13 protein-coding genes are annotated in these 11,914 nt (G+C 72.9%); 12 read left to right on the forward strand and 1 reads right to left on the reverse strand.

Annotated features, from left to right (window positions below):
* The first annotated feature begins 13 nt into the window (after window positions 1–13).
* The 11 genes from PUR26_RS28165 (at window position 14) to PUR26_RS28215 (ending at window position 10,623) form a co-directional block, all read left to right on the forward strand.
* Window positions 14–901, forward strand: coding sequence for a DUF5936 domain-containing protein (locus tag PUR26_RS28165; RefSeq protein WP_329876461.1), 888 nt, complete (start codon window positions 14–16; stop codon window positions 899–901).
* Window positions 902–913: 12 nt separating this feature from the next.
* Window positions 914–2,251, forward strand: a complete 1,338-nt coding sequence (locus PUR26_RS28170) for a sensor histidine kinase (protein WP_329876463.1) — start codon at window positions 914–916, stop codon at window positions 2,249–2,251.
* A gap of 22 nt (window positions 2,252–2,273) precedes the next feature.
* Window positions 2,274–3,230 carry a response regulator transcription factor gene (locus tag PUR26_RS28175; RefSeq protein WP_329876464.1) on the forward strand — a complete coding sequence of 319 codons (957 nt, stop codon included), beginning with the start codon at window positions 2,274–2,276 and terminating at the stop codon, window positions 3,228–3,230.
* Window positions 3,231–3,436: 206 nt separating this feature from the next.
* Window positions 3,437–3,673, forward strand: coding sequence for a hypothetical protein (locus PUR26_RS28180; RefSeq protein WP_329876466.1), 237 nt, complete (start codon window positions 3,437–3,439; stop codon window positions 3,671–3,673).
* Window positions 3,670–4,257, forward strand: coding sequence for a pilus assembly protein TadG-related protein (locus PUR26_RS28185; RefSeq protein WP_329876745.1), 588 nt, complete (start codon window positions 3,670–3,672; stop codon window positions 4,255–4,257). Before PUR26_RS28180 ends, PUR26_RS28185 begins: the two co-directional genes overlap by 4 nt.
* A gap of 29 nt (window positions 4,258–4,286) precedes the next feature.
* Window positions 4,287–4,889 (forward strand): hypothetical protein, encoded by a 603-nt coding sequence (locus PUR26_RS28190; protein WP_329876468.1) that lies wholly within the window; start codon window positions 4,287–4,289, stop codon window positions 4,887–4,889.
* On the forward strand, window positions 4,889–5,563 hold the full coding sequence (locus PUR26_RS28195; protein WP_329876470.1) for an OmpA family protein: 675 nt from the start codon (window positions 4,889–4,891) through the stop codon (window positions 5,561–5,563). The genes PUR26_RS28190 and PUR26_RS28195 overlap by 1 nt, the downstream gene beginning before the upstream one ends.
* 148 nt (window positions 5,564–5,711) lie before the next feature.
* Window positions 5,712–7,985, forward strand: a complete 2,274-nt coding sequence (locus PUR26_RS28200) for a Tox-REase-5 domain-containing protein (RefSeq protein ID WP_329876472.1) — start codon at window positions 5,712–5,714, stop codon at window positions 7,983–7,985.
* 277 nt (window positions 7,986–8,262) lie between these two features.
* Window positions 8,263–8,946 carry an Imm52 family immunity protein gene (locus PUR26_RS28205; RefSeq protein WP_329876474.1) on the forward strand — a complete coding sequence of 228 codons (684 nt, stop codon included), beginning with the start codon at window positions 8,263–8,265 and terminating at the stop codon, window positions 8,944–8,946.
* Window positions 8,943–9,461 (forward strand): hypothetical protein, encoded by a 519-nt coding sequence (locus tag PUR26_RS28210; RefSeq protein ID WP_329876476.1) that lies wholly within the window; start codon window positions 8,943–8,945, stop codon window positions 9,459–9,461. Before PUR26_RS28205 ends, PUR26_RS28210 begins: the two co-directional genes overlap by 4 nt.
* A 16-nt stretch (window positions 9,462–9,477) precedes the next feature.
* Window positions 9,478–10,623, forward strand: a complete 1,146-nt coding sequence (locus PUR26_RS28215) for a hypothetical protein (protein WP_329876478.1) — start codon at window positions 9,478–9,480, stop codon at window positions 10,621–10,623.
* Here the strand turns inward: PUR26_RS28215 and PUR26_RS28220 are convergent.
* On the reverse strand, window positions 10,595–10,966 hold the full coding sequence (locus PUR26_RS28220) for a DUF192 domain-containing protein (protein ID WP_329876480.1): 372 nt from the start codon (window positions 10,964–10,966) through the stop codon (window positions 10,595–10,597). The two genes, PUR26_RS28215 and PUR26_RS28220, sit on opposite strands and share 29 nt — an antisense overlap.
* A 138-nt stretch (window positions 10,967–11,104) precedes the next feature.
* Here PUR26_RS28220 and PUR26_RS28225 point away from each other — a divergent pair, with 138 nt between their 5' ends.
* Window positions 11,105–11,887 (forward strand): prepilin peptidase, encoded by a 783-nt coding sequence (locus PUR26_RS28225; protein WP_329876482.1) that lies wholly within the window; start codon window positions 11,105–11,107, stop codon window positions 11,885–11,887.
* Window positions 11,888–11,914: the final 27 nt, after the last annotated feature.

The following is an 11,914-nucleotide window of genomic DNA, read 5'->3' on the forward strand; positions in this document are numbered from 1 at the left end:
GAAGGGAAGACACATGGGACTCCTGTACGCCGCCGTCATCGGCCTCTCCGTGTACGGCATCTTCCACGGCATCCGGATGTACCGCGCCGACGCCAGACTCCCCGGCGATCTCGCCCTCGCCCTCGAAGTGGGCGCCACCCGCACCACGGCCGTCGGCTCGGGCGTCGACCGGCTCGGCATGCGCTACGCCCCGTCCGTCCTGCGCGCGATGGGGCCGAAGCGGGTCGACGCCCTGCGCCGCCGGCTGGACATGGCGGGCAACCCCGGCGGCATGACCGTCGACCGCTACGCCGCCCGGCGCGCCGTCTACGGCTTCCTCGGCGTGCTCGCCGCCCTCGCCATGCTGGCCCGGGGCCAGACCGTGGTCGCCGTCGTCATCCTGCTGTACGGCCTGACGTGGACCGACGTACTCCTGCGGATCGCCATCCGCAGGCGCCGGGACGACATCGAGCGCACCCTCCCCGACTTCCTCGACGTCCTCGCCGTCGTCGTCTCCGCCGGACTGGGTTTCCGTCAGGCCCTGGAACGCGTCGCCGAGAAGTACTCCGGCCCCTGGGCCGACGAGCTGCGCATCACGCTCCGCCAGATGGACATGGGCGTCAGCCGCCGCGAGGCCTTCGACCAACTGCGCAGGCGCAACGCCTCCGAGCAGGTCTCGATGTTCGTGACCGCCCTCCAGCAGGGCGAGGAACTCGGCGCCCCGATCGTCGACACACTGATCCAGATCGCCAACGACATGCGCCGCACCGACGCCCAGAACGCCCGCCGCAGCGCCGCCAAGGCCGTCCCCAAGACCACCCTGGTCGTCACCATGGTGATGCTCCCCGCCACCATGATCCTCATCGCTCTGAGCTTCTACTACGGCTCCGGGGTCGACTTCGCGGACATCCTCGGCGGGTAGGGGGCGAGCGCGATGAACCTGCGACCGGCCGCCCTCACCGGCGGCATCGGCGGCGAACCGTCCCATGTCCCCTCGCTGCCGATCCAGATCAACGCCCTCCAGGCGCTCTGCCGCCAGGTGTTCGGATTCCGCCTCGCGATGATCGTCCTCGCGTCGCCGTTCGCCCTCGACGGGGCCGCCCCGGGCCTCGGCACCTGGCTGGTCGGCGCGGCGGTGCTGGTCACCTTCATGGTCTCGTACGTCCTGCTGCGCGACTGGGAGCGCTTCGGCCGCATCCTGCTCCGCCACCCCACCGTGCTCGCGGCCGACATGCTCTTCGGTGCGCTGCTGCTGGCCACGGCGTCCCCCGAGTCCACCCTCGCCTACGTCACCATCTGCACCCCCCTGCTCGCCGGCCTGCTCTACGGCTGGCGCGGCGCCGCCTTCTTCGCCGTACTCCAGTCGCTGCTGCTCCTCCTCTCGTACGGCGTGAGCACCGAGGTGTCGGTCGACCCCGCGTCGCTGCTCTTCCCCGGCCTGTGCGTGATCGCCGGAGCGGGCGGCTCGTCCCTGCGCAACCTCGTGCTGGGCTTCGGCGCGGCCGGCCAGGCCCTCACCGAGGCGCGGGCGCGTCTCGCGGTCACCGGCGCCGTCGAGGAGGAACGCGCCCGGCTGGCCCGGGAGATGCACGACTCGGTCGCCAAGACCCTGTACGGCCTGGCGCTCGCCGCCGACGGCCTGGCCGGCACCGCCGACCGCATGGACCCGGCCGCCCTCAGACAGCAGGCGGAACTGGTGGCCCGCTCGGCCCGCAGAGCGGCCGCCGAGTCCCGCGAGCTCCTCTCCGACCTGCGCCGGGAATCCGGCCTCGACGGCGGAGTGGACGTCGGGGCCGAACTGGCGATCCGCACGGCCGACTTCTCCCGACGACACGATCTGCGGGCCACCTATCGGCTCCTCGGCGACGCCCCGCCCCGCATCCCGCAGGTCGTCGCCCGCCAGCTCCTGTCCATCGCCTCGGAGGCGATGGAGAACGCCCATCGTCACGCCCGCCCGACGTACGTCGACGTGTCGGCGGGCGTGGTCGGGGACGTGCTGCGGATGAGCGTCTACGACGACGGGACCGGCCTGCCGCCCGGCACCACCCTCGACGACCTCCGCCGCGCCGGGCACTTCGGTCTCGTCGGCATGGTGGAGCGCGCCGCGTCGATCGGCGCCCGCATCCGCATCGGCCGGGGCCGGGCCACCACGGGCACCGAGGTCCGGCTGGAACTCCCGGTACGCGCGCTCGCGCCCCCCGCCGACCCCCTGCCCGCGATACCTCGGCAGCCCGCTCCCCGCGACAGGACCACCAGCCCCCATACCCCCTGAGCCTCTGAGAGGAGGCCGCACCATGCCGGACAACAGGCGACCCCCCGCCGGTCAGCACGTTTCGCAGCACACCTCCGCGCACCCCACCCCGCTCAGTTCGACCCCCCGGACGCCCACGGCACCAGGAGACCTCCCGCCCCTGCCACCGGCGCCGCCCTCCCCGGTGCTGAGGGTGGTCGTCGCCGACGACAACCCCGTCGTCCGGGCCGGTCTGAGCGCGCTGCTCTCCGGCCGCGCGGACATCGAGGTGGCCGCCGAGGCCGCCGACGGCCGCCAGGCGTACGAAGAGACCCTGCGGCACCGGCCGGACGTGGTGCTGCTGGACGTCCGGATGCCGGGTGTGGACGGCATCTCCGCCCTGCCGCACCTGGCGCGCCTGGCGCCGGTGCTGATGATGACGTACAGCCGGGAGAGCGAGATCGTCCACGAGGCGCTGCGCCTGGGCGCGGGCGGGTACCTCGTCCACGGGGAGTTCACCGCGGACCAACTGGTCGAGGCGGTCCGGGACGTCAAGCAGGGCAGGGCCCACTTCACCCATACGGCGTCGAGCGCCCTGCTGGCGTCGTTACGCGGCCGGGACGCCGGCCCCGGCGGGCTGCCGGACGGGCTGGGCACGGCGTTCCCGTATGCGTCTGCAACCGCATACATTCCGGTCGAGCGGTGCGGTCCTTCATCAGCAAGTCCCGTTGAAGCAGGGGTTGATGAGGGAAGGTCACCTGCGCAACGATTTGCTCAAACGCCTTCGCTTCCGCAAGCAGGTGTGGCACATTCATTGCTGAGCCAACGGGAGGTGGAGGTGATGGACCTGATCGCGTCGGGCATGTCCAATCAGCAGATCGCCGCCACCTGCTTCATCAGCCCGAAGACCGTCAAGAACCACATCAACCGGATCTTCGCCAAGCTGAACGCGGAGAGCCGTGGCCAGGCGATCGCGATCTGGCACGGCCTGAGCCGAGGGGGCCCGGTACGCCATGGCTGAACACCACCTTCCGGTCCGCCGAAGGGCCCAGGCTTCCCCATGGGCCCGCGGTTGGGCCCTGAGGCCCATGCTCCGCCGCCCCCTCCGGGCGTACCTTCTCGATGTCGCCAGCGGAACCGGCCGCGAGGAAGCCGGAAGCGCGAACGGCACCGAAGACTCGCACGCGTCGGCCGCCCACCGGTCGGCCGAGCCCGGAGGAGACCGCCATGCCGAACGTCACGCTGAAGGCCGCGTCCCACGCCAAGGTCTACGTGGGCACATGGGCCAAGACCACCGCGACCGCCCTGCGCCGCCGGGGCGACCGGGGCCAGGGGGCCGTCGAGTACGTGGGGATCATCATCCTGGTGGGCGTGATCATCGCGGCGGTGGTGGGATCGGGCGTCGGCAACACGATCGCGACCGGTCTCGTAGCGCGTGTCACCGCGATCGTCGGCGGTGGCTGACGGACGGCACGCGCAGTGCGCGTGAGGCAGGGCAGGCTTCGCCACTCTATGTATTCATGGTGGCGGGCCTGCTCTTTCTCGCGCTCGCGTTCTTCGCGGTCGGACAGGCGGGGGCGACCCGCAACGGTGCCCAGTCGGCGGCCGACGCCGCCGCACTGGCGGCGGCCAGGGAGTCCAGGGACCAGTTCGACCTGGAAGGTCTGGGCCTGGACGCCCTGAGCGACCTCTTCAGCGGCGACTTGATCGGAACGGTCAACGGCTGCGGCATCAGTCACTCCTACGCAGGCCAGAACGGTGCCGAGGTCAGAAGCTGCGATTGGGTGGCCGACGGCCGTTGGGGGTTCACGGTGGGCGTCGAATCGTCGAATCCGGTCGGGGACACGATCCTGCCGGGCACCGAGGACCAGCACGCGGTGGCGAAGGCCACGGCGATCGTCGAACCCCGATGCAGTTTCACGCCTGCGGAGGACGGCGATTCGCCGTCTCCCGGCTGGTTGGACTGCGAGGGTGTGGACCTGGATCTGGACCCTGCCCGTCTCCCGGACCCGTCCGACCTCTTCACCGTTCGGCTCGCCGAGGACTGACCGCGATGGAACGCAAAGGAATGACACTCATGAGTATTCGACACGGAATGCTGACGCGCAGATGGGCGACCGGGGTTACCGCCGCCGCGATGGCGGCGCTGCTCGCAGCCTGCGGTGGTGACGGCGGAGGGGGCAAGAGCGACGGCGCCAAGCAGCCGGCAGGCAGCGCATCGTCCGTTCCGGCCAGCCAAGGCAGCCCCAAAGAGGGCAGCGGACCCACGGTTCCGGATACGAGTAGCACCCTGGCCACCATCAACGGCACCAACGGATTCCAGATCGTTCTTCATAGCGCGGCCAGGGACCAGGGTGGGTTCTTGACAGTGACAGGCACCGTCAAGAACACGACCGACAAGACGCTGATCGCCCCTATCAACTGGAACGGCGAAGAACTGAACGTCAAGCGAACGGGTCCGTCTCTTGCCGGAGCCACGCTCGTCGACAAGACGGACAAGAAGCGCTACTACGTCCTTCGCGACACTGAGGGTTTTCCCCTGACGACCACCGGCATCAGTGCGGTCAAGGCGGGTGAGACCATCTCCATCTTCGCCCAGTTCCCCGCGCCGCCCGCCACGACAACCCAGGTCGACTTCCAGTTGCCGCTCATGCCGGTCGCCACGATCGAGATCTCCTGATGCGTGCCACCACACCCTGCGTGCGCAGGACTCCCGCGCGTCGCCCCGGGGCGACTGTTCTCGCCGCCCTGGTGCTCTTCGCCGGTGTTCAGGTCACCGGTGCCGCCGGGGCGCGGGCCGATGAGGTGCCCAGTACGCCGCCGGGCACCGAGTCCACGGTGCCGCCACCCGAGGTGGACGGGAACTCTCCCGGGCTCAAGATGCGTGACGGTGCCACGCTCGCGGCCGCCAAGGTGCTGCCCCTCATCTCCATCGTGGAGTCCGAGGGCGGCGAGGAGCGGCGGGAGGAGACCAGCTCGAACCTCAAGTTCGCCCTCCAGGCCGAGGTCCTCTTCGGCAAGGACAGCGCCAGGCTGACCCCTTCGGCCAACGCCCGTATCGCCGCGATCGCCGAGGAGATCAAGAAGCAGAGCGCGGCCAAGGTCCGCATCTTCGGTTTCACCGACAACCTCGGCTCCTCGGCCCACGGCGACGTCCTGTCCAAGCAGCGGGCCGACGCCGTGCACAAGGTGCTGTCGCCGCTGCTCACGGCCGCCGGGATCACGTACGAGATCCGGGGGTACGGCGAGCAGTACCCGATCGCCGACAACAGCACCGAGGAAGGCCGCAAGAAGAACCGTCGTGTGGAGGTCTCCTTCCCGCGCGGTGGGGGAGGCGGCGGCTCCCAGGGCTGAGACACGCACCGGTACGGGCGGGGGCGGGTGAACGGCCGAGGCCGGGAGCCCGCCCCCGTCGCGTGACCGGCAGCGCTGGGACCGCGACGGCGAAGGTTGGGCCCTGGGGCCCAAGACCCGGGGCACGCGGCCGCCCTAGCTTCGGGCCATGTCTGCGACAGGGGCCAACAGCGGCGGAGCCGACCCGGACGGTACGGCGGGACGGCTGCCCATGCCGCCCGCGCTCCAGGCCGTACTGCTCCTGGTGCACCTCGTGTTCGGGGTCACCGTGCTCGGCGCCTTCGGAGTGCTGCTCCTCGCCGCGTCGCTGGACGGTGTCGACGGCGGGCTGCTCGCCTGGGTGCTGTACGCGGCACTGCCCGGCACCGCCGGCCTCCTGCTCGGCCGGCGCGTGGGGACCGGCGGCATAGGGACACGGCGCGGGCTCCTCGCCGTGCAGGGCTGGTTCGTCGCCGGGGCCCTGGGAACGCTGAGCGACGGCAGCGGCCGGGGCGTCACACAGCTGGTGGTACCGCTCGTCGTCCTCGTACTCCTGCTCCGGCGGTCGTCGCGCGACTGGTTCCTGACGGCCGCGCACCACCGCGTGCCGCAGCGCTCGTTCCGGCTCGCGCGGATGATCAAGTGGCGCACGGAGGGTGGACAGACGACCACCGAGTACGTGGGGCTCGTTCTGCTGGTCGCCGCGATAGTCGGCGCCCTCGTGGTGTCGGGTGTCGGGGCCCAGGTGGCCGGGGGGCTGCGGGCCGCGGTCTGCGCCGTGACCGGGGCGGGCTGCGAGGCCGGCTCCGGCGGCGACGGTACGGGGGTGGAGGCGGGTGACGGCGTCCGGCCCGGAGACGGCATACGGCCGGGCGACGGCGTCCGGCCCGGGGACGGCGTGGACACGGGCCAGGGGCCCGAAGGGCAGGACCACGGTCTCGGCGACGACAGCGGCGCCCCGGAGCCGGACGGGCCGGACGGCGACGAAGGCCATGAAGGCGACCAGGGCGACGGCGGCGGCGACGAGGAGAGCTGCACCTCCGGGATCGGGGCGTTCCTCTCCTGCGGCGCCCGTCAGGTCGGCGGCTTCGTCGAGGGCGTGTTCAAGGACGGCCTCTGGGGCGACATCACCGGCACCTTCGAGACCATCCTCCACCCCGTCAAGGCGTGGGAGGGCCTGAAGGACTACGGCAGGAGCCTCGGCGACCAGTGGCTCAAGGACTCCCAGGGGGCCGGTGACAAGTGGGAGAAGGGCGATTACCTCGGTGCCGTCTGGGACTGGGGCAAGGCGTCCGTCACCACGGGCGTGAAGGTCCTCGACGACGTCTTCGTCGGTGACGACGTCCGCGACATGTGGAAACGCGGGGACTACGGCCAGGCGATCGGAACGGTGTTCTGGAACGTCGGTTCCCTCTTCATCCCGGGTTACGGCGAGGCCAAACTCGTCGGCAAACTCGGGAAACTGGGAAAGCTGGGGAAGCTCGGCGAGCTGGGTGAACTGGCGCAGAAGGCCACCGAGGCGGCGGGCAAGGCCCGCAAGGCGGCCGACGCCGGTGACATCGGCGCCGCGGAGAAGGCCGCGCGGGAGGCCCGCCGGCACGCCGACGAAGCCGCGGAGAAGGCCGGACTCCAGGGCTGCACGCTCGGATGGGGCGGCCGCCCCCGGGTCCGGGAGGGGACGGACCCCACCGGTCGCGTCGCGGCCTCCGGATCCGGTACCGCCGTCCTCGCCGCCCCGCCCGCGGCCCTCCCCGTGATCGTCCTCGCCGGCAAGTGCGAGGGCGACGACCCGGAGAAGACGGAGGCCGCCAGGCAGGCGGACCGCGAAGCGGACGCGGCGGAGAAGGCCGTCGAGGACGCCAAGAAGAAGCAGAAGGGTCCCAAGGAGTGGCCGCCGCCCACCCCGGGCGACCGGAACGACCCCCGCAACTACGAGCCGCCGAAGTGGGCCGAGGACCTGAAGGACCCGGAGCTCGGTGACGCCGACAAGGGCGACGGAACCTGGAAGAGCCGCAACCGCAACCCCGAGCCCACCTGGTTCAACGAGGCGTGGCTGCGCTACCAGGAGCAGATCAGCGGCACCGTGCGCGGCAAGGAGTACGTCGTGCCGCACCCGGAAGCCGGGAAGCGGCCGGTCGAGTACGACGGCTGGGACGCGGACCGGCAGACGTTCCTGGAGGCCAAGCTCGGCTACCAGAGCTATCTGGCCAAGCAGGACGGGAAGCCGATCGCGCAGCTGACGGAGTCGGGCAAGGCCAGGTTCCTGGAGGAGGCGCGGGGGCAGGTGGCCGCCTCCGGTGGCCGCGCCATCGAGTGGCACTTCTCGGACCCGATGGTCGCGCGGGCGGCGCGCCTGGCGTTCCTCGACGAGGACCTTCCGGTCAAGGTGGTGCACACGCCCCAGCAGCAGCCCCTCTCCGGCCCGGTGAAGCCCGGCCGGTGACCGTCCCATCCCTAGGATGCGAACGGAGCGGCGGCGCGTGCCGAGGGAAAGGCGGGCCCGCGGGACCAGCGGCACCCACCGGGCACCGGAACGGCCGGGTACCAGAACGACACCGGATCACCGCGACACCGGATCACCGCGAAAGATCACCGCGACATCAGAACGACACCGCAGCACCACAACACCACAACACCGGAACCGGAGTGAACGGCGTGGACCGCGTGGACCGCGTGGTCTCCGTGACCCGTGCCGTCACCCTGAGCGGAGGAGAGGCGTCATGAGGCGAGTCGTACGGGGCTTCTGGGGGCCCAGGCGGGAGACGGACCAGGAGCTGGCCGCCCGTTGGAGCGCGCTGCTCACCCGGCTGGAGGAGCTCCACCCCGAGGTGTTCGGCGCCTGGCAGGAGGTCCCGGGCCCGGGGCCCGACGTCCTCGCCGCGTATCTGAGGGAACGCAACGCCGACGACGACTGGTCGGACCGCAAGGGGTACGCCATGGCGCTGTCCACACCCGAAGCCGCCCCGGTCAAGGTCTCCGTGAGCGGTACCGGCGGCGGGGTGTCGGAGCACCTGGCCATGAGTGTGGTCCTCACCCTCACCTCGCCGGACGCGGGACCCGTCCTCGCGTACGCCGAGATCCTGCGCGCCGTCGCCGAGACCTGGGACGTCGACTGGGGCGAGGTGACGGAGACCGCCCTGCAGCTCGCCCTGGAGGACGACGGCCGCGTGCCCGGACAGGCGTGTGTCGGCTGGGCGGGCTACCTCTCCGAGCGGCGCGCGGCCCTGCTCGCGGCAGGGGCGCCCGATCTGCCGGGGAAGGCGGAGCCGGCCGGGGACGGCGGAGTGCTCCTGGACCTGAGCGGGACCGGGACGGTCGAGGACCTCGTCGCCCTCAATCGCGACATCCGCGCCACCGGAGCCCTGGAGGCGCTGCCCCGCCCGATGCGGCGGCCCAGGCTGTGACGGCGACCGGCACCCCCTTCGCCGTCACCGACGCCCTCGCCGCCGTCGACGCGCTGCTCGTCCGGCCCGTGCCTGCCGCCGGCCCGACCGGGTGGGACCCGGACCCGCCGGACGGGGAGTGGACCGGCAGCCTCGGCGCCGGGTTCCGGCTCGTCCCGCTGTGGCGCAGCCGCGACCACTTCGGCGTACCGGCCCGTGAGTGGGACGCCGCCCAGGAGGAGGCGGGCGCGAACCTGGCCGCGCTGGCCGCCGCGCTGGACGCGCGGTGGGGTCCCCACCGGACCGTGGGCATGCGCCCCTTCCTCCTCCGCGGGACGGCCGGCCGGCCGATGCCGCCGCTCCTCGCCGAGCTGTGCGCGTTCGACCTCTACGGCGACCTGCGGGTCTGGGGCCCCGTCGGCACGCCCCACGGCCCGCGCTGGGCCGCGGTGAGCGTCGGCCAGTGCGACGACGACGCCCCGCACCTCATGGTGGCCGCCCTCAGCGACGCCCCGCTCATCGAGCCGGACGACTGACGCGATAATCGACCGCATGTCCCACCAGCAGGACCTCGAAGCCGGCCCGGCCCCCGCCCCGGCCGCGGCGCACCGTGCCGCGCCCGCCCTGTGGGGGTACGCGGCGGTGCGGCTGGTGGGCCTCGCGGTCCTCGCGGTCGCCGCGGCCGTCGTCGGGGAGGACGCCCTGCACCGGCTGAAGGGGCGCTGGGACTCCGTCTGGTACGTCCGCGTCGCCGAGCACGGCTACGGCCACGAGGTCCGGCTCCCCGACGGCGGCGTCCACTCCGACCTGGCCTTCTTCCCGCTGCTGCCGGCGCTGGAGCGCGGCCTGTCGGAGGCGCTGCCCCTGAGCGCCGCGACCGCCGGACTCCTGGTCTCCTGGGCCGCCTCCCTCGCCGCCGCCTGGGGGATCTACGCGGTCGGTGCCCGGTTCGCCGGACCCCGCGCCGGGGCGGTCCTCGCCGTGCTGTGGGGGGTGTACCCGACCGCGTTCGTGCAGTCGATGGCGTACACGGAGACCCTGTTCACGGCGTTCGCCGCCTGGTCCCTGTACGCGGTGCTGCGCGAACGGTGGATCTGGGCGGGCGTCCTCGCCGTGCCGGCGGGACTGACCCGGCCCTCGGCCGCCGCTCTCATCGCCGCGATCGGCGTCACGGCGGTCGTGGCCGTCGTCACGGAACGGCGGCTCCCGGCGCGGATGGCCGTCGGGGTGCTGGTCGCGCCCCTGGGCTGGCTGGCGTACGTCGTCTTCGTCGCCGTGCGGCAGGGCAGCGCGACCGCGTACTTCGACGTCCAGGCGGCGTGGGGGAACAGCATCGACGGCGGCGTGGCGCTCGCCCGGTTCGTGGGGAGGAACCTCACCGGGCCGAACCCGCTCGCCGGAGTGGCGCTGTGCGCGGTGCTGGTGTTCCTGGCGTGGGTGGTGTGGCTGTGCGTGAAGCAGCGACAGCCCCTGCCCGTGCTGGTCTACTGCGTCGCGATGGTCGTCGTCTCGCTGGTCGGGGCCGCCTACTTCGGCTCCCGGCCGCGTCTGATGATGCCCGCCTTCCCGCTGCTGCTGCCGGCCGCGGTGGCCCTCGCGCGGCTGAGGGATCGCCGGCTGGTCCTGGTGCTGGCCGGGCTGGCCCTCGCGTCGGGGGCGTACGGCGCCTTCACCCTTCTGGGCCCCGGCCCGCCGTGATCCCGAGCGGGACTCCCGCCCGCAGACCCCACCCCTCCATCGCCCCGGCCCGCGCCTCCAGTACGTGACGGGCGCGCGGGCGCGGCAGACCGAGCCGCCCCGGTGGCATCGTCCGTACGGCGACGACGTTCAGCCGCCGGTCGAGGTAGGCGACGTCGATGGCGAAGCGCATCCCGAAGCTGTGGACGCTGTTGCACGGCGTCAGCAGGAGCGCGCCGTCGATGCCGTCGCGGCCCAGCAGACCGCGCCGCCGGGTCCCGTACGAGGCGGCGATCTCCACGGCCACCGGCTCGGCGCGGCCGGGGACCGTCAACAGGCCGGTGCCGTTACGCCATTTCCCCATGGGTGACGACCGTAGCGGGCGGCGCGCCGCGATGGGCCCGGTCCGGCGAAGCGGGGCCGGGTCCGGCGACGGGCCCGGTCCCGGAAGTGGGCCCCTGGGCCCAAGACCAGGGCCCGGCGGGACCCTAGGGTCGGTGACGTGCATGCCACGCTGATCGCCGTCGCAGCCCTGTGGGGCGCCGCCACCGGGCTGCTCGTGCCGCGTGCCGCGTACCGGCTGTCCGTCGAACCGGACGAGGCGTGGCGGGACGCCTGTCCGGCCGGGCACCGCTTCACCGGCCCCGCGCGCGGCTGGCTCGGCGGCCCCCGCTGCCCGGCGTGCGCGGTGGCCGTACCGGTGGGCGCCGCCGACTCCGGCCCCCCGGCTCCCGGCCCGGCCCCTTCGCCCGCATCGCCCGTCGTCACCGCGCTGGCCTGCGCGGCGCTCGCCTGGGCCACCGGGCCGCGCCCCGAGCTGGCGGTGTGGCTGCTCGTCGCGCCGTTCGCCGTCCTCCTCGCCGCAGTCGACCTGGCAGTGCACCGGCTGCCCGACCGGCTGACGCTGCCGCTGGCCGTCGCGACGGCCGTCCTGCTGGGCGTGGCGGCGCTGCTGCCCGCGCACGCCGGGTCCTGGCCGTCCGCGCTGCTCGGCGCGGCCGTTCTCGGCGCCGCCTACTTCGTACTGTTCCTGATCAACCCGGCCGGCCTGGGCTTCGGCGATGTGAAGCTGGCCCTCTCCCTGGGCGTCGCCCTCGGCTGGTACGGCTGGGGGGTGCTCCTCCTCGGCGCGTTCGCCGGCTTCCTGTTCGGCGCGCTGTACGGGCTCGGCCTGATCGCCCTGCGGCGGGCGAGCCGCAAGAGCGTCATCCCGTTCGGGCCGTTCATGATCGGCGGCGCCCTGGCCGGCCTGCTGCTGGGCGGGCTGTCGGCCGTCCCCTCGTGAGCGCGCCGCCGACGCGCGTACGGTTCC

It is taken from the genome of Streptomyces sp. SP18CS02, assembly GCF_036322365.1.
Taxonomy (GTDB): Bacteria; Actinomycetota; Actinomycetes; order Streptomycetales; family Streptomycetaceae; genus Streptomyces.